The sequence below is a fragment of the Christensenella tenuis genome (assembly GCF_014287795.1).
GTDB classification, from domain to species: Bacteria; Bacillota; Clostridia; order Christensenellales; family Christensenellaceae; genus Christensenella; species Christensenella tenuis.
The window spans coordinates 581,776-604,475 of sequence record NZ_JACOON010000001.1 but is presented as its reverse complement, the minus strand read 5'-3'; the positions used below and the strand labels follow the sequence as shown (position 1 = coordinate 604,475).

The following is a 22,700-nucleotide window of genomic DNA, read 5'->3' as shown; positions in this document are numbered from 1 at the left end:
GGAAACAGTGGCTTTTTTTGTTAAATCCATTGATTTATTTTCGTTTTGTGTTACAATAAAAATATATTAGTGTTGGATGCTGTTTTTTATTAGCTTTTTATTGCGAATTTGTTATCGAATTCTATTGTTTGAAGTAGATGATTTTGTTATTTGGTGCTATAATTAAGAGGATAAAATGAGCAATAAGATAAATTTGGAATGATTTCTCAATTGAGAAAAAATGAGGGAGGTTAACCTGTTATGATGAAAGCACGTTTGGCGCCGCTCTATTTTGATGCGGCAAATGAAAGGGAACGGGGGGAGTTCCAGGAACAGCTTGACAGGCTCAAGGAAATGTACGGCGATGTTGCCGAATTTCTTGAACCGGTTTGTGTAGGAAACGCCTTGCCGGAAACAGCAGACGCAGTTGTGTTTCCGCAGCTTATAGGTGCGGCATTTAAGGAAAGCGAAAGCCTGAAAGAGTACGACTTGCCGATGATTGTACTGACATCGAAATTTGGAACGGTGGAAATGTGGGACTGGGAAATTGTATATTATCTCCGTGAAAAGGGTATGAACGTCTTTTCACCCTACAACATCGAACTGGCTAAGGTTGTCATCCGCGCGATTGCCGCGAAAGTACAGCTCAAGCAGGGCGTAAAATTCCTGATGTTCCAAGATACGCCGGGCGAGGGGATGCAGGCCTATATTTTCAAGCGCTTCTATTGGTGGGAAGATGAAGCGACAAAAACGATGGCGGATACGTTTGGTATGAAGTTAATCCACAAGAGCTGGAAAAAGCTGGCGGAAGATGCAAAAGCCATACCGGATGACGAAGCACGCAAGATAAGCGCCGACTGGGATATCAACAAGGCGGAAGACCTGACGGAGAAATCATTCCTTTCTGCGGTAAAACTGTATATTGCCGCAAAAGCAGAATGTGAAAAGGAGGGCAACGTAGTCGGCATCGGCTGCAACTGTCTGAACGAAAGCTTTTATTCGGATAGTACGCCCTGCCTTGCATGGAATATGCTGTTTGAGCGCGACGGTATCATTTTTGCTTGCGAAGGCGATACGCTTACGCTGCTTTCCAACTATATGATCTACCAGTCTCTGAAAGCTCCTTTCATGATGAGCAATGTATATCCGTTCCTCGTTGGAATGGCGGCTCTCGCACATGAAAAAATTGACAAGTTCCCGGACATCGAGGATCCGGACAACCATGCTCTTGTTGTTCACTGCGGATATTTCGGACTTGTTGCGCGTCAGTTCTGTTCTCGTTGGATTCTCCGGCCGAAGGCCCTTGAAATTGTAGATGATAATGCGGTTGTCGTTGACTGTGAGCTGCCGAAGGGGCCTGCTACACTGGCTAAAGTCGCAGCGGATATGAAGCATATTGTTATCATCGAGGCCGAGATTGAAGATTATGTACAGTATCCGGGCAGTGATTGCCGGAATGGAGCACTGATCCGTTATAAGGATGGGCACAAGGTAATGGAAAGCCTGAGTTCGCATCACGCTATTGTGATGTCGGGTAATTGGAAAGTAGAATTACTCCAGATGGCTAAAGTATTTGGTTTAAAACCCACTGTTTTATAACAGTAAAAATATACGCTAAAAAGGAGGATAAGAACATGAAAATAGGTATTGACAGTTATTGCTACCATAGATTCTTCGGAGAGGTATACGACGACCAGGAAGCGCCAAAAAAGAACATGACGATGGAAGATTTTTTGCGCCGTGCAAAAGAGCTTGATGTTGACGGGGTTTCGCTGGAGTCCTGCTTCTTTCCGAGCTTTGATGAAGCTTACCTTACAGAACTAAAAGGGCAGCTTGACGAATATGGTTTTGACCGTGTATTTGCGTGGGGACATCCCGATGGTCTTGAAAGAGGCGGGAACCCGCAGGCCTTTGAAGAGATGAAAAAATTGATTCCCTGCACGAGGATGATCGGCGCGGATACGATGCGTGTCACCGGTTCCAGTCTGATGTTTCGCCACGAAGACCATGGTCCGCAGGTAAAGGCACTGATTAAGCAATTTAAAGAAGCGGTCAAAATTGCGGAAGACAACGGTGTGAAAATGGCTGTTGAGAACCACATCGACTTTACGGCAGATGAAATTTACCAGATTCTCGAAGGGGTGGATTCCCCGAACTTCGGCGTGAATTTCGATACCGGTAATTTCCTGCGCCTGCTTGACGACCCGATTGCAGGCATGGAAAAATTGGCTCCCTACGTATTTGCGACACACATCAAGGACCTGAAGATTGAGCCTTCCGCAAACCCCACCGATTGGTTCTTCTTTGCTGGTGTTCCAGTAGGAATGGGCCTCATTGATAATCAGAAATTGGCTGAAATTCTTCACAAAAATAACTATAAGGGATTTCTTGCCGTAGAAATCGATCATCCGCACAGCGATTGGGCGGGCTTTGAAGATGAAGCAGTCGGTATCAGTGTAAAGAATCTTCGCAAAATCGGCGATTCATTGAAATAAACAAAGGAGATTTGCTATGAAGAAAAAATTGAACATTGCCTTAATGGGTAGCGGCTTTATGGGAAAAGCCCATAGCTATGCATGGACGCTTGTCAATAAGTTTTTTGATGTAGATTATGAACCTGTACTGAAAGTAAACTTCGGAACGGACGAAGAACTGACGAGAGAGTTTGCTGAAAAGTGGGGATGGGAAGAGATTTCCACCAACTGGGAAGAAGTGATTAACCGCGATGATATTGATATTGTGGATATCGTAACGCCTACCTACATCCATAAAGATATGGCTGTTGCGGCCGCGAAAGCAGGAAAGCATATCTTCTGTGAGAAGCCCTGTGCAGTTACATATGACCAGACCAAGGAAATGGCGGAAGCGGCGGACAAGGCTGGCGTGGTAAACTATCTAAACCATAACTACCGCAGGGTGCCGGCAATTGCGTTTGCAAAGCAAATGATTGACGAAGGCAAACTTGGCACGATCTATCACTGGAGGGGTGCATATTTGCAGGATTGGGTCATGGATCCAAATTTCCCGCTGACATGGCACTTTAAAAAAGATCTCGCGGGCGGCGGTCCGTTGTTTGACCTGAGTTCCCACGCGATCGATCTTGCCAGATACCTGATTGGCGAAGTAAAAGCAGTCACGGCGGTTAACAAGACATTCATTGAAGAACGTCCGCTTCCGGGACAGCGTGCGGCAACTTTCACTGCGGGCGGCGAAGTAAACAGCGAAAAAGGGAAGGTTGAAGTTGAGGATGCAAGCTTTATGATCGCTGAATTCGAAAATGGTGCACTTGGTTCCTTTGAAGCTTCCAGATTTGCGGCAGGACGCAAAAACTATAATACATTTGAGGTTTACGGCAGCAAGGGAGCGCTCACGTTTAACTTTGAACGCATGAATGAGTTGCAATATTTGAATCTTGAAGATCCAGCCGACGAACAGGGTTACAAGACGATTCTTGTTACGAACATGACGCATCCGTATGCAGGTGCATGGTGGGCGGCAGGACATGTAATTGGTTATGAAAATACGTTTGTACACGCGATGGCGGATTTCCTGAAGGCCGTTGAGAAAAACGAGACGATCGAGCCGAATTTCCACGATGGCGAAAAGATTATCCGCACGCTTGAAGCGGCGGCGCTGTCCAGCGAAGAAAAACGGCGTGTTGAGGTTTCCGAAATCAAATAAGAAACAGGAAACATAAAAAAGACGCATCTGGAAAAGAGATAATCCTTACACTCCGTTATCCTTTCAGGTGCGTCTTTTTATACTGTTTTTGAAAGGCGCTCTTTTATGCTAAATTTATTCTTCGATATCGAGCGCGTACAGTTTATCACCGATTTTGGCGAGATAATCGGTGGCTTCCTTATAGACGCCGAGAATTTTATTGTATTCGGCCTGTGCCGCAGGATCGACGTGGCTTACGCTCTCAATTTTATGGATTTGATCGATGGGTGTGAAATCACTCCACATGCCGCAGCCAACGGCTGCAATTGCTGCAGCGCCCAAGGAACCGGCTTCCTGGCCAACGTTTGTTTTGATAACATCCATACCATAGATATTGGCAAACATTTGCAGCCATAACGGACTGTTTGCACCACCACCTACGAACAGAATTTCATCCTGAAGCGTAGTCATGGTTTTCATATAATCAAGCGCGATACGTAGTGCAAGGGAAATTCCTTCCATTGCCGAACGGATCAGATCCGCTTGCGTATGTTTCAGATCAAGCCCTATGTAAGCACCGCGAATATTCGGGGTGAGGTCTGCACCTGTGCCGCCTGCAAGGCTTGGATTGAAGAGGAGCTTGTGGGAACCAATCGGCGATTGTGCGGCGAGCTCATTCATCAATACGTAAGGATCTTTAGCTCCTGCATTTTGCATAATATCCTTGCAAAGCTGGTTGCGGACCCACTGGAAGGAAGAACCAGCCGAGAAAATGGAAGTTGCCGAAACAAACAAGCCGGGAATACAATGCGCAAATACAAAAGGAGACAGTTTGGTATCAAGGATTGGCTCATGGCTCGACACCACATTCCATGCCGAGGAACCAAGAGATACGTAAGCGCGCCCGTCTGCAATACAGCGACCGCCAAGCGCCATACATGAGTTGTCTACACCGCCGCAGGCTACCTTGACATCCATAGGCAAACCAATTTCTTCGGAGGCTTTTTTTGTTAAGGTGCCAATGATTTCAGTAGACGGGACGATCTGGGGAAAGATTTCTGCCGGAAGCCCCATTTCTTTCATATAAGATGCGTCATATTGACCTTTTTTCAAGTCATAAAAACCAATGCCCGAAGCATAGGAATGATCGGTATACATTTTACCGGTCAACAGGTAATTGATATAATCCTTTGTTCCCAGGACCATGGCAATTTTGCCAAACATTTCTGGCTCGTTTTTGCGGTACCACATCAGTTTGAAGGCAGAGTATAGATGGCTGGGAAATCCATTTCCGGTCATCATATACCAGTCATCCTTGCTGTGCGAGGAAAAGAATTCGTCCGCTTCCTTTTGCGCACGCGTATCAGACCAGATCGGTGCCGTTTCCCGCAGAAGGTTTCCATCTCTATCGACCGGCACAACGCCAAGGCTGTGGCCTGAGATTGCCAGGCCTTCAATTTCATTCTTATCCGCTCTCGATTTTTCAAGCAAGCGCTGAGTACTCACACAGATGGATTTCCACCAGTCGCCGGGCCGTTGCTCATGCCAGCCGACATGCGGGTAGATCGTGTCGTAAGGCTCAAAGGAGGAGGCAAGCGAAAGGCCTTCAGCGGTATAAAGAGAAGCCTTGATGCCGCCTGTTCCAAAATCATATGCAATAATATACTTTTTCATGAGAAGACTCCATTCAAGATAGTATTGTTACAGATTTATTATAATAAATCATTTCCGTGGTTTCAATAGATAACGATTAAAAAATGAAAATATTTTTTCAAAAAAAATTTATTTTTTCAGAATAAAACGAACAAAAAACCACATTGTATTTTGGCGTTTTTTTGAGCGTCAAAATTTGACGCAAACTTGCTTCCGTATTATAATAAATGAGGTATAAATTTCTAATTTAAAGGGAGAATCGCATGATCAACACAGTTACTTTAAATCCGGCGATGGATGAAATTCTCTACATCGAATCTTTTCAGGAAAACTGCATGAACCGTATTCAAAAAAAAGAAAAATGCCTGGGCGGGAAAGGAACGCATTTGGCGTATAATTTTTCACTGCTTGGCGTACCAAACCGTACGTTTGGCGTTTCTTTCGGCAGTTGTGGGAAGGAAGTAATCGATGTTTTGAAAGAATCCGGGTCGGATACGCACTATCTTTGGTATGAGACGCCTGAAACACGTACCAACTATCTGGTGGTTGATAAAGAAAGAAATTGCACGTTTCTTGGCGGTAAGGGAGAGACTCTGACGCAGGAAATTACAGAAAAGCTGCTGGAGCTGATGGAAGCCCAAATGCAGAAGGGGGACACGCTAATCATTGCAGGCGACGCTTCGAACGTAGACGATAAGGACGTTCAGAAAAAACTTTTGGAAATTGCAAAGAAAATGGGCCTTAAGCTGTACCTTGACAGCTCAGGTGCGTTTATGAAAGAAGGACTCAAGTATCATCCGGAATTGATTAAACCAAACCTTGAAGAGCTTTCAGAGCTTGTCGGACGCGATTTGAAAAATGTGGACGATGTAGTTGCTGCGCTTGGCGAGATTCCGGACATCCCGGTTGTAATGGTTTCCATGGGCGGAGACGGATGGGTATTCCGTTATGAAGGAAAGATTTACCGCGGACATGGGCTGAAAGTCCAGGTTGGCAATACGGCCGGATGCGGGGACGCGCTCCTGACCGGGCTCATTTATGGACTTGAATGCAACCCGATGCCAGTCATGGACATGCTTGCATATGCGACGGCGCTCTCTGCGACCTGTGCGGCAAGCAATAAAACGGTTGGCTTTGATATTGAAAAAGCTAAGGAATGGATGAAAGACGTAAAGATTGAAGTCATCCGTTAACGAAAATTGAAATCCGGCTATGCCGGAAATATAAAGTTTATGCTGGGAGGCAATTAAAATGGCAGAATTATCTTATATGAAACAAAGGATGGAAATGCTCGAAATCATTGAGTTCCTGTATGACCGTAAACTCACCAATGCGGCAGGCGGAAACCTTTCCGAACGTGTTGCGGAAAATCGTGTGTTAATCACGCCCACTATGATGTCGGAACATCACAGATGCCGCCTGAATCCGGAAGACTTGATGATTATTGACTATGACTGCAACATTATTGAAGGGCCGGATAAGCTCTCGCGTGAAAGCAGGATGCACACGATGCTGCTTAAAAATTTCCCGGAATTTGGAGCGGTGATCCATGCGCATCCGCAGTTTTCCATGTGCTTTGCGGCGTTCAGCCAACCGATTCCGTCCGTAACGGAAGCGACGATGAAAATGGGGGATTGCGGCGTAATCCATCAGGCGTGGGCTTACTCTGAAGAACTGGCAATCCGTACCAATGAATATTTTATGAAAAACCGTGAACGTGCCCAGAAAATGGGGCTGGAAGGTATTCTTCCGCAGCACGGCATCGTAGCGGCCGGCCCTACGCTTAACAAAGCATACAGCATTGTGGAACGCGTAGAATACGACGCAATGGCGAACATCTTCAAACCGGCAGTATATGCGGCACAGGAGAATTTACACGAATGAAAAAAGAAGGATTGGCGTTAGCGGTTGATCTTGGTGCCTCCGGCGGTAAGCTTTTTGTAGGCGAACTGAAGGACGGAAAAGCCGAAATTCATCCGGTGCACAAATTCAAAAATAAAATCGTGCTTGCCCAAGGAAAAGCTTACTGGGATTTCCTACGCATTTTTGATGAAATTAAAATGGGATATGCGTTTGCCCAACGTGAGTTTGACGGGCAGATTACGTCGATTGCGATTGACTCATGGTGCAATGATTATGCACTGGTTTCGAAGCACGGTACAATGATTGGAACACCGCGTAATTACCGCGACAGCCGGACGTTCGGCTGGGTGGAACGTTCGTTTGAGCTGATGCCTCAATATGAGGTATATAAGCGTACGGGCCAGCAATTCCAGCGCTTTGAAACCAGTTATCACCTGCTTGCGGAAAAGGAGCAGGATCCGGACATCCTCGGGATTGCAAAGGAACTTATTTTTGTCCCGGATTATCTTTCACATTTGCTGGGGGCGAAAAAGTATTCGGAATACACGATTGCGAGCGTATCGAACCTTTACAACCTTGTAGAAAACAAGTGGGATGATGATATTCTTAACGCGTATGGGCTGCCGAAGGAAATTTTTATGCCGATCGTATACGCGGGAGATAAAGTTGGCGAGATCGCAAAGGATGTGACGGATGAACTGCAAGTGCCTTCTGCGGAAATTTATGCGGTAGGTTCCCATGATACGGCTTCGGCAGTCGTAGCTGCTCCGGCGGCGGACGATGAAGAATTTATTTTCATTTCGAGCGGGACATGGTCCCTTGTGGGCGCGGAACTCCGCAAGAATATCATGACTGAAGAAAGCATGAAGCTCGGTTTTGGAAATGAAGGCGGCGTTAACCGGCGCAACCGCTATATTTGTAATGTAATGGGTTTGTGGATCATTCAGGAGTGTGTGCGCATGTGGAACCTGCAGGGTAAGAATTATGATTTTGCAGGACTGGCTGAAGAAGCAAGCAAAGTGACCACATGCGATACGGTATTCATCGACCCGGATGACGACAGGCTGTTTGAACCTGCCAATATGCCGGCGGTTGTCGCGCAGATGGCGCAGGAACAGGGATATACGCCTCAAAATGATATTGAAATCGTGCGCATTGTAACGCAGAGCCTTGCGTGTAAATATCGTTATGTAATTGACAATATCGAATATCTGACGGGCAAAAAATTTCCCTGCCTGCACATTATTGGCGGCGGAAGCCAAAATGCTTTTCTGGATCAGCTGACTGCAGATTATCTGCACAAACCTGTGAAGGCGGGGCCGGCTGACGCAACGGGAATCGGGAATATTCTTACGCAATGGATAGGGCGCGGTATGCTGAAGGACCTGAAAGAAGCGCGGCAGGTTTGCGCGGCTTCCTGTGGGATAAAGACATATCAGCCAAGCGGCGATGAAAAGTTCGAAAAGAACTATCAGAAATTCCTGCGAGATATTGGGAAGGCTTAATTGAACTGCTGAAAACGGTCCCGTCCGGGGCCGTTTTTTGATACAAAACAGCTTTCTGTCACGCGGTGTTCACATTATGCAGATAAAATAACAGAAAGTAAACACATGGCGGTGAAATATATGTACAAAATTTTAGTTGTAGACGATGAGGAAAATATACGGTCCCTGATCCGCAAATATGCAGAGTTTGAAGGATATGAGGTTGAAGAGGCAAAAGATGGAATGGAAGCGGTGGTCATGTGCCGCGATCACGACTATGATTTTATTATCATGGATATCATGATGCCGGAACTCGACGGTTTTTCTGCTTGCAGTAAAATCCGGGAGACAAAGGATATTCCGGTGTTGATGCTCTCTGCGCGGGGGGAAGAATACGACAGGATTCATGGCTTCGAACTGGGTATCGACGATTATGTGGTGAAACCATTTTCGCCCAAGGAATTAATGATGCGCGTTAATGCAATTTTGCAGCGCTCACACCGGAGCGTACCGGAAAATGAAAAGATGGTCTTTGGCGGGCTCGTAATCGACACTTCGGCCATGTTGGTCTATGTGGATGGCGAAAAAATTGAGCTGTCGCCCAAGGGATATGAACTTTTACATTATCTTGCAAAAAACAAAGGAATTGCGCTTACCCGTGAGAAGCTGATTACCGAAGTATGGGGATACGATTTTTACGGTGATGACAGGACGCTTGACACACATATTAAGCTGCTGCGCAGCGCTTTGAAGGAATATCGTGATTGCATTGTAACGCTTAGAGGAGTGGGATACCGGTTTGAAGCCTGATACAATGAGTGTAAAATGGAAAATTTTTTTCTATATATTGATTTTTGCAATAGCGATGATCGTCCTCCTGTGGCTGTTTCAAATTGTTTTTTTGGATGATTTTTATCAAGCTATTAAGAAGAGCGAAATCCAGAAGACGGCACAGACTATTTCGCAGAACATTGACAATGAAAACGTAGAAACGTTGATCGACCAGATCGGGGACCGCTTCGATATGCGTGTTGAAATTGCGGACATGGAAGGAAATACGATATACAGCACGGATACCATGCTAGAACTCCCACAGAGTGAATTGGCTGTAGTGGCCCGGAAAACGCAGGAAAATGGCGGGAGCAAGATGGAGATATTCAGGATGGAGAAATTAGAAAATCCTGAATATAATGAACAGATGTTCAACGGCAACAATGTACCGCCACGCGATATGAACGGGTTTGAAACACTCATTTATTCACAGATCGTAACGCCGGAAGACGGGACATCGATTTTATTGGTACTTACTTCACGTATCACGCCTGTGGACGCCACGGTGGATACCTTGCGTGTCCAGCTTGTCTATATTACAATTATCCTGCTTGGCTGTGCGTTGTTCCTTGCGTTTGTGATTTCAAAATGGATATCACGCCCTATTGTAAAAATCAATAAAGGGGCAAAAAAGCTTGCGCGTGCGGAATATGACGTCTGTTTTGACGATGGGGGCTACAGGGAAATTGCCGAGCTTGCGGATACGCTGAATTATGCATCGCGGGAGCTTTCCAAAGTAGAAAAACTTCGCCGGGAACTTTTGGCAAACATTTCACATGACCTGCGTACGCCGCTTACTATGATTATCGGCTATTCTGAAGTGATGCGGGACATTCCAGGGGAAAACACACCGGAAAATATCCAGATTATTATCGACGAAGCAAAGCGGCTGACGACGCTTGTGAATGATGCGATGGATATTTCGAAGCTCCAGGCGGGGACGCAGGAATTGAATATGGAACGTTTTAACCTGACGGAATCAATAAGCAATATTGTTGTACGCTATGTGAAACTCGTGGAGCAGGATGGGTACAGTATCAGTTTTGTTTGTGACCGGGGCGTATATGTTTTGGGGGACGAAGTGAAAATTGGTCAGGTACTATGTAACCTGTTAAGCAATGCTATCAATTATTCAGAAAAAGATAAAAGGATATTTGTCCGGCAGGAAACCCGGGATGGGCAAGTGACGGTTTCAGTCGAGGACCACGGGGAGGGAATTGCCGAAGACCAACTTGAATATATATGGGACCGTTATTATAAGGTTGATAAAACCCATAAGCGGGCCTCTGTCGGAACCGGGCTTGGATTATCTATTGTAAAAGGTGTATTGGAACTGCACCATGCGGAATATGGCGTGGAGAGCGAAGTGGGGAAAGGCAGCACATTCTGGTTCAGGCTGCCGGAAGCGGAAGACAGGCAATAAAGCGGCAGGATGAAAGAGCAACCCTAGGGCTGCTCTTTTTTGTTGGCTGTTTCAGAAGATACGGAATGTTTAAATTTCTTTTAAGACGCGAAAAGCGCATTGAACGAGCGTCTTACTTCTTCTATAATGAGATGGAAGGAAAGGATGGATTCAATGAAAATCTGTATTGTGGAAGATAACCGGAAAATACGGGAAGAGCTTACTTCTTTCCTGCAAAAATATGGATATACCATAGGTGCTATCGCTGATTTTGACGGGGATGTGGTTTCTGATATTATACGAGAGCAAGCGGATTTACTTTTGCTTGACATCAACCTGCCAATGGTGGACGGGTACTCTATCTGCCGTGAAATACGCAAACGATCGTCCCTGCCTATTATTATTGTGACCAGCAGAAATACGGAAATGGATGAATTGATGAGTATGAATTTGGGGGCGGATGATTTTATTACAAAGCCGTATAATACCCAAATTCTTCTCGCGCGGATTCATTCTGTATTGAAGCGGGCATATCATACGGTGGATAAAATTGATTGCGGCAGGTTTGTTCTGAATCTTTCCAAAAGCCTGATCGAATACGACGGATATGAAATTGAACTGACGAAAAATGAGCTGCGTATTTTGAACACCCTGGCACAGCATGCGGGCAGCATTGTTCCCCGGGAGGAGCTAATGAACGATCTATGGAGCAGCGATATGTTTGTGGACGAAAATACATTGAATGTGAACGTGAACCGCCTGCGCAAAAAAATGGAGGAAGCCAGCCTTAAGGATGTGATCGAAACGAAAAGGGGACAGGGGTATTTACTGAAATGAAGCCAAGTGATTATCTCAAAGACAAGGTGCTTTTTTTATTGTTTGATTTATTGCTGCTTGCATCCACCGCGCTGCTATTTTATTTGCTCGGCGTAGGATCAATGATTGTTATCTTTTTTGAAGCTATTTTCATCGCTTGCCTTTCCGTCCCGCTCATTATGGATTTTTTTAGGCGCAGACGGTTTTATAACGGCTTTTTATCACTTCTTAATACGCTTGAACAAAAGAATTTAATTGCTGAAATCATGGAAAAACCAGATTTTAAGGAAGGGATGATTCTTTATGATTCCCTGAGAATTTCGAATAAAGCAATGCTTGAAGCGATTAAGAAATACAGTAAGGCACAGGAAGAATACCGCGAATATATTGAGATGTGGGTACATGAAATCAAGACGCCGATTGCGTCTTCCCGGCTTATACTGGAAAATCACAGGGAAATCCCTGCAGAAAAAGGACTTTCGGAGGATCTTAACATACTTGAAAACCTTGTGGAGCAAGTGCTTTTTTATGCCCGCAGTAATGCGGTCGAAAAAGATTATATGGTGAGAAAGACAGACCTGAAAGACGTCGTGTATGCAGTGGCACGGAGGAATGCAAAATTATTCATCGAGCGCAGGATCCGGTTTGAAATGGACGGACTCGATCTTGTTGTAAATACGGACGCTAAATGGATCGAATTTATTTTAAACCAAATTGTGGGCAATGCAGTAAAATATTGCGATAAAGAAAATCCGGAGATTTGCATAGCGGCGCATCAAGCTCCAAACGCCGTCATTCTCAACATCACGGATAACGGGATTGGAATTCCGGAAGATGAAGTTGATAGGGTGTTTGAAAAAGGATTTACTGGTACCAACGGAAGGCAGCAGGAAAAATCCACCGGGATGGGCCTTTATTTGTGCGCCCGGTTATGCGAAAAATTGGGGCATGGATTTAAAATTATATCGGAATATGGAAAGGGGACAACAGTTGTCATCGTTTTTCCGGAAAGTTCAATGCACAAAATGCAATAATTCAAAGCGGTGTTTGGATGGCTTTTTCTTACAAAACTGTAAGGAAGACGTAAGATGAAACGATAGGCGCTTATTTCCGGCTTGCATATAATAAAACTACAGCAGGATAAAAGATATCCAAATAAGTCATATATGCAGTCAGGAGCTTTGGAATGAGCATCTATTGGGAGGTAAAAATGGAAACACTGCTAAAGGTCAGAAATGTTGAAAAAATATATGGGGGAAAAGGCAACCTTACTAAGGCGCTCGACGACGTCAACTTTGATGTTAACAAGGGCGAATTTTTGGGTATTATGGGTCCGTCCGGAAGCGGAAAAACGACGCTTCTTAATTGTATTTCTACAATTGATACGGTGACAAGCGGCCATATTACGGTAAACAATACGGACGTCACCATGCTGAAGGCAGGAAGGCTTGCGGAATTTAGGAGGCGCCAGCTCGGATTTATTTTTCAGGATTTTAATTTACTGGATACGCTTTCGGGATATGAAAACATTGCGCTCGCCCTTACAATCTGCGGAGTAGGATATGGGCAGATCAAGGAGCGTATTAAGAGCATTGCAAAAGCGCTGGAAATCAATGACGTGCTGTATAAATATCCGTGCGAAATGTCGGGCGGACAAAAACAGCGTATCGCCGCCGCAAGGGCGATCATCACAAATCCTTCCCTCATCCTCGCGGATGAACCTACAGGCGCGCTCGATTCCAAATCATCGCGTATGTTGCTTGAAAATTTTACAGAAATGAACAAAAAATTTGGCGCTACGCTTCTGATGGTAACGCATGACGCATTTGCGGCAAGCTATTGCAGCCGCATTCTGTTTTTGCGGGACGGCAAGATATTTACAGAATTGGTGCGCGGCGTGGACAGCCGGAAAGATTTCTTCAGCAAAATTATAGAAGTGGTATCCCTTCTGGGAGGTGACGTAGCTGATGCTGTGTAAATTAGCTTTCCGTAATGTCCGCAAAAGCGTTGGTGATTATGCGGTATATTTTATTACGCTGATGTTTGCAGTGATGTTTTTCTACGCTTTCAACTCGCTGGACGCGCAGCAGGCGATTATGGACCTGAACGAAAATAAAGCGACCTCGGCACAGATGATGCTGGAGAGTATTAAGGTGTTTTCAACATTTGTTGCGGTTGCGCTTGCAATACTGATTTTATATGCCAACAATTTCCTGATTAAGCGCAGAAACAAGGAACTGGGAATTTACCTGACCCTCGGGATGGGGAAGGGCCGGGTGGCTGGTATCCTGATGATGGAAACGCTGCTCGTGGGCATCATTGCTCTTGCCGCAGGTCTTTTTCTGGGCATATTATTCTCACAGGGCATGTCGCTCATTACGGCCAAAATGTTTGAAGTGCAGCTTAAGGAATATGTTTTTGTATTTTCATCGAAAGCGGCAATCCAATCAATTATTTATTTTGGCGTTATGTTCCTATGCGTGATGCTTTTCAATGCAGTCAGAGTATCCAAACAAAAGATAATCAAATTGCTTCATTCGGATGTGGAAAACGAAAAAGTCATTGGAAAAAAAACGTGGGTTTCTATTCTGATGACAGTTGCGGGGATTGTCCTGATTATCGTTGCCTATTACCTGATTATCAAAGGGATGATGATTATGTACCTTCCGCTGGTGATGCTGTTTGGAATTCCGGGAACGTTTTTGCTGTTCGCAGGACTTTCAGGATTTGTGTATAAGATCGCGTCCCGCAACAAAAAGAAATATTACAAGGGACTTAACCTGTTTGTAACCAGGCAGCTTACAAGCAAAATCAATTCGACGCATACATCGATGGCGCTTATCTGCCTGATGCTGTTTGTGACAATGGTGACGCTGGGCGCCAGTTCCGGCGTATCTGCCGCGGTTAACAAAGAGGCCGGGCGGGACATTAGGTTTGATGCGGAATATTATATGAGACCGGCCGAGGTGGAAAATGCGGGCGGAGGTGTTGCGGCACTTGAAGACTATGGAATTCCGGTTGACAAATTTTTTAAAGAGACGGCGGAATATGCGCGCTATGACAGTGATGTAGATATGCTGGCAGACTTTGCGGAATATCTCGATGTTGCACAAGCAAATGAAATGGCGGGCAATATGGATGTCCACTCCTTTGCGGGAGCGGTTCCGGTATCGCAGTTTAACAGTTTCCTGCGCCTGATTGGTGAACCAGAGGTCACAGTCGGTGAAAATGAGGTTGGTGCGGTGGTTTATAATGAAAAGCTGGCGGAAAACCTGGAAAATTTCTCAAATGATGGAAATAAAATCCATTCCAACGGAAAAGAATATACGCTTAGCCCTGACGGTATACGCATTGTAAACACAAGGATTATGGGCGCTGCCTCCAACGCGATGATGATTTTTATCTATCCGGACGCAGATGTAGCAGGCTTTGAGCTCCGGGATGTGATGGTAGACGGCATTTACATCGATGGTGTGCCAAAGGAAGAAACAGACCAATCCCTGCAGGCTTTGCAATCGCAATTGCGGGAAGAAAACCCGGAGCGTCCTTTTAGCGGGTTTACGACAGCTCTGACCTCGCAGGATTCCAGTATCGGCCTGCGTGTGACAATTTCTTTCGTAGGGATATATCTTGGCATCACATTCCTGGTGACGGCGGCGGTTATCCTTGCATTGCAACAGCTTTCGGCTGCAAACGACAATAAAAAACGCTATGCGACGCTTAGGAAGCTTGGCACAGAGGAAAAAATGATTAACAGGTCCCTGTTGAAACAGATTGTAATTTACTTCCTCATTCCGCTTGCTATAGCGGCAGTCCACGCAATTTTCGGAATACAGGGCCTGATGAGTATGATTAATATGGCGTGGTATGAAAACGTCTATCAGGATGTATTTTGGGGACTTGCGATTATTGCTGTAATCTATGGAATCTACTTCTTGGCGACCTATTTCAGCAGCAAAAAGATTATTCGGGAAAAATAACAAAAATTTCCATAAATACTATGATACATGCAAAAAGAGCGAATCCAGCCTGGATATCGCTCTTTTTGCATGCCATAGCTGGGATAATGGATTTAATAATATCGTAAGAATTTTAGGCGATTTCCGTTAAGAAGTACGGCTTATAATAAAAATAACAAATAAGGAAAAGGAGTGATGAAAGTGAAGAGGATATTTTACGCAGTTATGGTTTTGGTGAGCGCCTTCTTTTTGGTCAATGCCGGGATGAGCGAAACCGAAGCGCTTGGAATCATTCCTGACTATAAAAAGGCATAGGACAAAAGTATGGGACATTTGCTTTGTGTGGAGGATATCGAAAAAATATATGGAAACAGGAGAAATGTCACTAAGGCTCTCGACAATCTTAGCTTTTGTGTAGACAATGGCGAGTTTGTAGGGATTATGGGCCCATCCGGAAGTGGAAAAACGACGCTCCTCAACTGTATCTCTACAATCGATCCGGTGACGACGGGGCATATTTATATTGATGGGACTGATGTTACCAAAATGAAAAGGGAACATCTTTCAAAGTTCCGGAGGCAGCATCTGGGCTTTGTGTTTCAGGAATTTAATCTGATTGATTCCTTGACCGCCTATGAAAATATTGCCCTTTCCCTTGCCGTAAACGGGATTGCATACGAAGAACTGCGGGTGCTTGTCGCTCAGGCGGCGGATACGCTTGGTATCAGCGATCTCTTGGACCGATATCCGGGCGAACTTTCCGGAGGACAAAAGCAGCGTATAGCGGTCGCCAGGGCAATTGCCATGCAGCCTTTTTTGGTGCTTGCGGATGAACCCACGGGGACTCTTGACTCACGTGCGGCCCGCAGGATGCTGGAGAGTTTTTCCGATATGAATAAACGGCTGCATACCACAATAATAATGGTGACTCATGACGCGTTTGTAGCAAGCTATTGCGGGCGTATTCTGTTTTTGAGAGATGGGAAAATTTTTACGGAAATCCGGCGGGGAGAACTTACGCGCAGCGCATTCTTTAGCAGGGTGATGGATGTCGTATCGGTGTTGGGCGGAGATATGGAGAATGCGGGATGAATGCTTCGCCAACAATCATTATTTTCATGGCAAAAGAATAAAGATCACATTGAAAGCGGCTCTTGCCGCTTTTTCTGTAAGATAATGTTACAAAAATATGATGGGTATGCTATAATAAATTAATGTCTTGATAAGGAGCGTTCATTATGGCAAAAAATATTTTGATTGTGGATGACGAACCTACTTTGGTAAAAGGCCTGCGTTTTAATCTGGAACAACAGGAAGGCTATGTGATTGATGTTGCTTATGATGGAGAGGAAGCACTCGATATTTTTGATCCGGAAAAACATGATCTGATTCTTTTAGATCTAATGCTGCCTAAAATTGACGGAATGGAAGTATGCCAGAAAATCCGCAGTGTGTCAGAGGTGCCCATTATTATGTTGACCGCCAAAGGCGAGGATATGGATAAGATTATGGGACTTGAATTCGGGGCTGATGATTACATGACAAAGCCTTTTAATATGCTGGAACTCAAAGCACGCATCAAGACAATCCTTCGCCGCGCGGGAGCACAGAAAGCAGTCACGGATACGCAAACAATCCAGGTAAAGGATATGAAGGTTAACCTGATTAACCGCAGTGTGGAAATCAAAGGTGAGGATATCAATCTTACGGCAAAAGAATTTGATTTGCTGAATCTTTTTATTACGAACCGGGGAAAGGTATTCGATAGGAACACCCTGCTTGAACTTGTCTGGAAGCACCAGGGCGATTTGCGTACGGTGGATGTGCATATTCGCCGGTTACGTGAGAAGATTGAACAAAATCCGGCAAAACCGGAGTATATTTTAACAAAATGGGGAGTTGGCTATTATTTTACGAACAAATAAGCTGCTATACTCTATTAGATGGCAATTTGCTGTTATTTATCTGATTCTTGTGGGAATCGTTTTTGGACTTGTGTCCGTCGCAGTTTCATCGCTGGTGGAAAACTATTTGGTAAACCAGCGTATTTCGGCGCTGACAAAGACAGCGAATAGCACGGCAGTTCAGGTGGCGCCCTACCTTTCGGATGATGATGCGGGCACAATGTATGAAATTGTGGTAAACAATAAAAATGATTCCGGCGGACGTTTTCTGGTATTGAACAGTTCGGGAATTGTGGCTGTTGACAGCTCGTCCGAACTAAATGGCGTTCGGCTTTCCGAAAGGGAAGTGAACGATATTTTGTATGGACAGAACTCATCTTCCTATGGATTTCATTCCATTAATAATTCGGACGGCGAGTTTTGGGCGGTTTATTGTACGTCTTCCATCGTTCATAACGGACAAATCATTGGAGCGGTGCTCTATTCTTCCAGTATTCAGGATGTTGTAGATGCGACTGCCATACTGCAGCAACGAACGCTCACTATCTTTTTGCTTGCCTGCGGAATTATTATTATTGTCAGCCTTTTTACAACAAATTTGATTACAAAACCAATTAAAAAGTTGACGGATGTCGCCATGAAGATTTCCACAGGGGACCTTTCGCAGCGTGCTAATATTCACGGAAAAGGAGAGGTTGCGGAATTGGCGCAAACCTTTGATATGATGTGCGGCCGGATACAGAATATGGATCAGCAAAGGAGCGAGTTTGTTTCGGATGCGTCCCACGAACTGAAAACGCCGCTTGCTTCTATGAAAATTCTTGTGGAATCCATGTTATATCAGGACAATGTTCCAGAGGAGGTATATAAAGAATTTTTAGGTGATATCAACGGTGAGATCGACCGTATGAACAGCCTGATTACGGATCTTTTGCTGCTTTCAAAAATGGATAGTGACATCGTCACAATTAACCTTGAAAAAGTGCGCATTTCCTCTATTATCAATAAATGTATAAATGCATTGGAACCAATTGCAAGGGAGCGGAATATCCGAATCAGAACGGATCTTGGTGATGATTTTGAATTAGAGTGCGACCCGCTTAAACTGCGCCAGGCAATTAACAACCTGATCGAAAATGCAATCAAATATACGGGGGATGGCGGGCACGTATTTGTGTCTACAAGACATCATGGCGGCGAGGGCATTATCCGCATCGAGGATGATGGAGTTGGAATGAGCCCGGAACATTTGGAACATATTTTTGAACGATTCTACCGGGTGGATAAGGCGCGTTCTCGTGAAACGGGAGGAACGGGCCTTGGGTTACATATTGTACGCAGAATTGCTCTGATGCACAAGGGACGCGTTGATGTGGAGAGTCAGGAGGGAAAAGGGTCCGTATTTACTCTTGTGGTTCCGCTGGTTCAGCATACGGAGGATATATTATGAAAAAAGGGAAAAAATTGATTTGTATTGTGCTTTGCAGCCTTTTGATTCTTGGGGCCTCGGCATGTGCACAACAAGATACAGAACCGTCCGCAACAGCTTCAGAGGAAACGGCAATCCAGATTAATCCTCTGCCCGAAGCGGTCAGCAAGGACAAAGAAACGGCGCGGCTTTACTTTGGATATATGCAGGAGGCGCTTTTGATTGGAGAAGTGCGTGTGTTTTCCGTTCCGATTAACGAAAATTCTGAGGCTTCTATTATCGCAGAATTGATTAAAGGCCCCTCGACAGCCCGTGCCGATTTTACCCAACTGATCAATCCAAATACAAAGGTAGTAAACGTCGCACAGGACGGTACATTTCTGTCTGTGACCCTAAGTAAGGAATTCTTGACGCCGCCGGAGGATACGTCGGCGGATGGCGCGGAAAATGAAGCCTACGAGGAAACGCGAAGAAGAATGCTGGCAACTTATTCGATTGTGAACACAATCGTGGAACAGGGCAACTTTTCGAGGGTACAAATTTATATTGACGACGATGGCACTGGGACTGGCCGGCCTCTGACGCTTGAGGAAGCGGGACTTGACGGGGAGGGCGCCACGGAAGCATTGGAGCGCAAGGGAGATCTCGACCTGAATGGACGCAATACTTTGCGCGAAATTATGAACTGCATTGAAAATAAGTCGTGGGATACGCTTTACAGGTATATTTCTTTTAAAAACCTCTATGGAGAAGATAAGCCTTCGCTTGAAGAGTTCAAGAGTGAAATTACAACTGCAAAACTTGTTGTTTCGGATGTTGAAATTGGAGATGAAATACAAAGTGCAGACGACCTGACCGAAGTGGTCATGGCAAGCTATGTACTGAAATTGCGTGACGGAGATGCAAAAACGATATCGAATGTTCCGATACGGCTGATTTTGGAAAATGACGTATGGAAGATGACGTATACTACATTCAAACGGAACTTTTTATCGTAGGTGATATATGAAGAGGATATTGTTGTTTCTGCTTGCGGCAGTCTTGGTTTTTTCGGGATGCTCCGTCGTAAGAGAGGACACCAACCAACAGGAAAATTATACAGAAACGGGAGCGGTAATGCAGCCCGTGAGTTTGGAGCCGAGCATTGTGATCAATCCAGCCCTTTATTTCCTTGATAAATCCAAATCCGAACTGACGCTTGCAGCGGAAACGCGAAAATTGTCGGTGGGGCAAAACGAGCGTGCAGAAAAAAAGATTATCGAGGCGATTATTGAAGGTCCTGCTACGGAAACGTATGGTCCGGTTGCGGAAGGATTTTCTTATGAGGGAATTGAAATACTTCCCAATTTGATCAATGTATTTCTCGGAACGGATGAAGAAAAGACGGATGAAGAAATTGCATTGATGGAGCTCTCCCTCGTGTCAACGCTTGTAGATTTTTCAGGTGTATCTTACATCAATATTTTTGTTAATGGCATCCAAACAGGATATGAGAGGCAGCCGGTTGGCGTTCTCCAAAAGCCAAAGGGAACACTTCAGGAGGAAATCACAAAAATAGAACAGCGGGCCCGCATGGAGAAACCTTCCATGGATGTTATGCTGTATTTTTTAGACCGTACAGAACAATTTTTGGTTCCAGAAGCGAGAAGTTTCCAGTTTGAAACAAACGTACCTGAGGAGATGATTGGCGCAGTCGTACAGGCAATTATCCGTGGGCCGGAGAATACATATCAGCATATGCCGGTTGTAGATAAGACAATCGCCGAGCTGCTGGGGACAGAGATCGTTACGCTTGAAGATGGACAAAAGATTGTCCGGCTTAATTTTAATAAGGCGCCCGTAGCGATTACACAGCAATTCAGCGACGGGGAAAGAATTGCTGCACTGGCCCTTGCGAAAACTATAATCGGGTTTATGCCGGATATAAACGGGATAGAAATATATGTAAATGGAAACGCACAGGCAGAGCCAGTTATTTATACGCAATCCATGAGTGATGAACTGCTCGGAAATGATATATTGTTGTATTTCCCCAACTCCACATATACACTGTTTATGAGTGTAGAACGTATGGTGGAGCAGGGAACGGCGGGATATCCAGAAGAAATCCTTGCAGAGCTAATGCGCGGGCCGGCTGGTCTGGATGATAAGGATGTAAGCCCGGCATTTCTTTCGGGAATATCAATGGAAGATGTTAATGACGTCTATTTGGCCGGGGATGTAGCAGTAGTTGATTTTAATGCTTCTATTTCGGAAAAACTGGAAGGGATCAGCAGAAAAGATGAATCTATGATGATTTATTCTATTGTCAATACGCTAACAAATATCGAAAACATCAAGCGGGTACAGTTCCTACTCGATGGAGAGCGTGTGGAGAGCCTTGGCGGAGGAATTATCAATATCATTGATCCGTTGCTAAAAAATCCGGGAATTATTAAAGACGAATAAGAGGGGCATGAAAAGAAAAATGGACATCAAGACAAGAAGACTCACAACAACAGCGGTTACGGCGGCATTGGTTTACGTAGTAACAATGCTGCTTGTAATTCAGATTCCCGCCGTGAAGGGCGCATATTTTAATCTTGGAGATGTGATTATCTATTGTGCCGCTTTCATTTTAGGCGGCCCTTACGCTGCGCTTTCTGCCGCAATAGGAAGCGGACTCGCCGATCTCACAGTTGGATCTACCGTTTATATTCCGGCTACGATTGTGATTAAAGCATGTATGGCGCTTCTTGTCGGTGCAATGACAAAAAAAGGCGATTCGTTCAAACAATACGCGATGGCATGCGTGGCGGCTGCGCTCGTAATGGCCTTCGGATATTTTGGATATGAGACTCTCCTGGTGGGCGTTGGGGGAGCCTTGCTTACGCTGATTCCGAATTTGATTCAGGCGGGATGTGGCGCGGCACTTGCCATGGTACTTTACCATCCAATGTTTATGATGAGAAATAAACTGAAATTGAGGATAGCATCATGAAGCTTACAGTTCTTGGAAAATATGGTCCTTATCCCAAACAAGGAGGGGCGACTACCTCGTACCTGATGGAGTGTGGCGGAAAGAAGATATTGATTGATGCGGGCAGCGGGAGTCTTTCGCGTGTTCAGGAATATTGCAGGCTGGAGGAGCTTGATTCGGTTGTGCTGACACATCTGCATTCCGATCATTGCAGCGATATGTTTATTTTGCGTTACGCTCTTCGGGATATGGTGATTCCGGTTTTTCTTCCACGCACACCGGAAAAGGAATATGGAATACTGCATTCCTGTCCATGTTTTCATACGTCGGAGATTTCCGCGGCGCTGGAGATATTACTTCCGGAGACGAACGTGAAACTTTCTTTTTGCAAAACGATTCATCCGGTAGAATGTTATGCGGTTAAAATTCAGGACGCCGGAAAGATTTTTGTATTCTCAGGCGATGCGTGCCGCAGCGACGATCTGACGGAGTTTTGCAGAGGAGCAGACGTGTTTTTATGCGACAGCGGTTTTTTATCGGCACAGGAAAACACAGGCTCGCTTCCGCATATGTATGTACGTGAGGCCGCGCAAACGGCACAGAAAGCCGGCGTAGGCCGTTTGTTGCTTACGCATATTAATCCTGCCTATCAGGAGGAAAAGCTTGTGGAAGAAGCAACAGCTGTATTTAAGCCTACGGAAGTTGTGAAAGAAATGAAACAATATGATATATAAGTAAAATGTACCGCAGTATGCGGTCCC

At 45.1% G+C, this 22,700-nt stretch carries 20 protein-coding genes; 19 read left to right on the top strand and 1 reads right to left on the bottom strand.

All coding sequences use genetic code 11. The features are described 5' to 3' along the window. Positions 1–240 precede the first annotated feature (240 nt). Genes H8S18_RS02930 through H8S18_RS02920 form a run of 3 tightly spaced genes read left to right on the top strand, consistent with a single transcriptional unit; the run spans position 241 to position 3,660 of the window. Positions 241–1,578 (top strand): hypothetical protein, encoded by a 1,338-nt coding sequence (locus H8S18_RS02930; protein WP_243165029.1) that lies wholly within the window; start codon positions 241–243, stop codon positions 1,576–1,578. Positions 1,579–1,613: 35 nt separating this feature from the next. Next, positions 1,614–2,474: a sugar phosphate isomerase/epimerase family protein gene (locus tag H8S18_RS02925; RefSeq protein WP_186856796.1), complete on the top strand. Its 861-nt coding sequence runs from the start codon at positions 1,614–1,616 to the stop codon at positions 2,472–2,474. A 16-nt stretch (positions 2,475–2,490) separates the two neighbouring features. After that, positions 2,491–3,660 (top strand): Gfo/Idh/MocA family protein, encoded by a 1,170-nt coding sequence (locus H8S18_RS02920; protein WP_186856795.1) that lies wholly within the window; start codon positions 2,491–2,493, stop codon positions 3,658–3,660. 114 nt (positions 3,661–3,774) lie between these two features. Here the strand turns inward: H8S18_RS02920 and H8S18_RS02915 are convergent, their stop codons facing one another. Then, positions 3,775–5,313 (bottom strand): xylulokinase, encoded by a 1,539-nt coding sequence (locus H8S18_RS02915; protein WP_186856794.1) that lies wholly within the window; start codon positions 5,311–5,313, stop codon positions 3,775–3,777. A 242-nt stretch (positions 5,314–5,555) separates the two neighbouring features. On the opposite strand from H8S18_RS02915, the gene H8S18_RS02910 reads away from it, so the two are divergent. From H8S18_RS02910 to H8S18_RS02835, 16 genes are all read left to right on the top strand, one after another. Continuing rightward, on the top strand, positions 5,556–6,485 hold the full coding sequence (locus tag H8S18_RS02910) for a 1-phosphofructokinase family hexose kinase (protein ID WP_186856793.1): 930 nt from the start codon (positions 5,556–5,558) through the stop codon (positions 6,483–6,485). Between the two features lie 58 nt (positions 6,486–6,543). After that, a complete protein-coding gene (locus H8S18_RS02905; protein WP_186856792.1) occupies positions 6,544–7,176 on the top strand; it encodes a class II aldolase/adducin family protein in 633 nt (210 codons plus the stop codon). Beyond that, positions 7,173–8,660 (top strand): rhamnulokinase, encoded by a 1,488-nt coding sequence (locus H8S18_RS02900; protein ID WP_186856791.1) that lies wholly within the window; start codon positions 7,173–7,175, stop codon positions 8,658–8,660. The genes H8S18_RS02905 and H8S18_RS02900 overlap by 4 nt, the downstream gene beginning before the upstream one ends. Positions 8,661–8,780: 120 nt before the next feature. Further along, entirely contained in the window at positions 8,781–9,449 is a 669-nt protein-coding gene (locus H8S18_RS02895; protein ID WP_186856790.1) for a response regulator transcription factor, read from the top strand. Beyond that, a complete protein-coding gene (locus tag H8S18_RS02890; RefSeq protein ID WP_186856789.1) occupies positions 9,439–10,893 on the top strand; it encodes a sensor histidine kinase in 1,455 nt (484 codons plus the stop codon). Before H8S18_RS02895 ends, H8S18_RS02890 begins: the two co-directional genes overlap by 11 nt. A gap of 144 nt (positions 10,894–11,037) precedes the next feature. After that, entirely contained in the window at positions 11,038–11,709 is a 672-nt protein-coding gene (locus tag H8S18_RS02885) for a response regulator transcription factor (protein ID WP_186856788.1), read from the top strand. Continuing rightward, a complete protein-coding gene (locus H8S18_RS02880) occupies positions 11,706–12,722 on the top strand; it encodes a sensor histidine kinase (protein ID WP_186856787.1) in 1,017 nt (338 codons plus the stop codon). The genes H8S18_RS02885 and H8S18_RS02880 overlap by 4 nt, the downstream gene beginning before the upstream one ends. A 176-nt stretch (positions 12,723–12,898) precedes the next feature. Further along, positions 12,899–13,666: an ABC transporter ATP-binding protein gene (locus tag H8S18_RS02875; RefSeq protein WP_186856786.1), complete on the top strand. Its 768-nt coding sequence runs from the start codon at positions 12,899–12,901 to the stop codon at positions 13,664–13,666. After that, complete coding sequence (locus H8S18_RS02870; RefSeq protein WP_186856785.1) at positions 13,656–15,668, top strand: FtsX-like permease family protein; 2,013 nt, start codon at positions 13,656–13,658, stop codon at positions 15,666–15,668. The genes H8S18_RS02875 and H8S18_RS02870 overlap by 11 nt, the downstream gene beginning before the upstream one ends. Positions 15,669–15,971: 303 nt before the next feature. Continuing rightward, entirely contained in the window at positions 15,972–16,739 is a 768-nt protein-coding gene (locus tag H8S18_RS02865; RefSeq protein ID WP_186856784.1) for an ABC transporter ATP-binding protein, read from the top strand. A gap of 146 nt (positions 16,740–16,885) precedes the next feature. Next, positions 16,886–17,572, top strand: coding sequence for a response regulator transcription factor (locus H8S18_RS02860; protein WP_207721627.1), 687 nt, complete (start codon positions 16,886–16,888; stop codon positions 17,570–17,572). Positions 17,573–17,621: 49 nt separating this feature from the next. Next, positions 17,622–19,001, top strand: a complete 1,380-nt coding sequence (locus tag H8S18_RS14575; RefSeq protein ID WP_186856783.1) for a HAMP domain-containing sensor histidine kinase — start codon at positions 17,622–17,624, stop codon at positions 18,999–19,001. After that, on the top strand, positions 18,998–19,978 hold the full coding sequence (locus H8S18_RS02850) for a GerMN domain-containing protein (protein ID WP_186856782.1): 981 nt from the start codon (positions 18,998–19,000) through the stop codon (positions 19,976–19,978). The genes H8S18_RS14575 and H8S18_RS02850 overlap by 4 nt, the downstream gene beginning before the upstream one ends. 7 nt (positions 19,979–19,985) lie before the next feature. Further along, entirely contained in the window at positions 19,986–21,428 is a 1,443-nt protein-coding gene (locus H8S18_RS02845) for a GerMN domain-containing protein (RefSeq protein ID WP_186856781.1), read from the top strand. Between the two features lie 7 nt (positions 21,429–21,435). Further along, positions 21,436–21,960 carry an ECF transporter S component gene (locus H8S18_RS02840; RefSeq protein ID WP_186856780.1) on the top strand — a complete coding sequence of 175 codons (525 nt, stop codon included), beginning with the start codon at positions 21,436–21,438 and terminating at the stop codon, positions 21,958–21,960. Continuing rightward, the gene (locus H8S18_RS02835) at positions 21,957–22,673 is read left to right on the top strand and encodes an MBL fold metallo-hydrolase (RefSeq protein ID WP_186856779.1); all 717 of its coding nucleotides are present in this window, start codon (positions 21,957–21,959) and stop codon (positions 22,671–22,673) included. The genes H8S18_RS02840 and H8S18_RS02835 overlap by 4 nt, the downstream gene beginning before the upstream one ends. Positions 22,674–22,700 lie beyond the last annotated feature (27 nt).

Bases quoted from the DNA above. Each gene is read 5' to 3' on its own strand.
- H8S18_RS02930 (WP_243165029.1), top strand. From the start codon at position 241: ATGATGAAAGCACGTTTGGCGCCGCTCTATTTTGATGCGGCAAATGAA.
- H8S18_RS02925 (WP_186856796.1), top strand. From the start codon at position 1,614: ATGAAAATAGGTATTGACAGTTATTGCTACCATAGATTCTTCGGAGAG.
- H8S18_RS02920 (WP_186856795.1), top strand. From the start codon at position 2,491: ATGAAGAAAAAATTGAACATTGCCTTAATGGGTAGCGGCTTTATGGGA.
- H8S18_RS02915 (WP_186856794.1), bottom strand. From the start codon at position 5,313: ATGAAAAAGTATATTATTGCATATGATTTTGGAACAGGCGGCATCAAG.
- H8S18_RS02910 (WP_186856793.1), top strand. From the start codon at position 5,556: ATGATCAACACAGTTACTTTAAATCCGGCGATGGATGAAATTCTCTAC.
- H8S18_RS02905 (WP_186856792.1), top strand. From the start codon at position 6,544: ATGGCAGAATTATCTTATATGAAACAAAGGATGGAAATGCTCGAAATC.
- H8S18_RS02900 (WP_186856791.1), top strand. From the start codon at position 7,173: ATGAAAAAAGAAGGATTGGCGTTAGCGGTTGATCTTGGTGCCTCCGGC.
- H8S18_RS02895 (WP_186856790.1), top strand. From the start codon at position 8,781: ATGTACAAAATTTTAGTTGTAGACGATGAGGAAAATATACGGTCCCTG.
- H8S18_RS02885 (WP_186856788.1), top strand. From the start codon at position 11,038: ATGGATTCAATGAAAATCTGTATTGTGGAAGATAACCGGAAAATACGG.
- H8S18_RS02880 (WP_186856787.1), top strand. From the start codon at position 11,706: ATGAAGCCAAGTGATTATCTCAAAGACAAGGTGCTTTTTTTATTGTTT.
- H8S18_RS02875 (WP_186856786.1), top strand. From the start codon at position 12,899: ATGGAAACACTGCTAAAGGTCAGAAATGTTGAAAAAATATATGGGGGA.
- H8S18_RS02870 (WP_186856785.1), top strand. From the start codon at position 13,656: ATGCTGTGTAAATTAGCTTTCCGTAATGTCCGCAAAAGCGTTGGTGAT.
- H8S18_RS02865 (WP_186856784.1), top strand. From the start codon at position 15,972: ATGGGACATTTGCTTTGTGTGGAGGATATCGAAAAAATATATGGAAAC.
- H8S18_RS02860 (WP_207721627.1), top strand. From the start codon at position 16,886: ATGGCAAAAAATATTTTGATTGTGGATGACGAACCTACTTTGGTAAAA.
- H8S18_RS02850 (WP_186856782.1), top strand. From the start codon at position 18,998: ATGAAAAAAGGGAAAAAATTGATTTGTATTGTGCTTTGCAGCCTTTTG.
- H8S18_RS02845 (WP_186856781.1), top strand. From the start codon at position 19,986: ATGAAGAGGATATTGTTGTTTCTGCTTGCGGCAGTCTTGGTTTTTTCG.
- H8S18_RS02840 (WP_186856780.1), top strand. From the start codon at position 21,436: ATGAAAAGAAAAATGGACATCAAGACAAGAAGACTCACAACAACAGCG.
- H8S18_RS02835 (WP_186856779.1), top strand. From the start codon at position 21,957: ATGAAGCTTACAGTTCTTGGAAAATATGGTCCTTATCCCAAACAAGGA.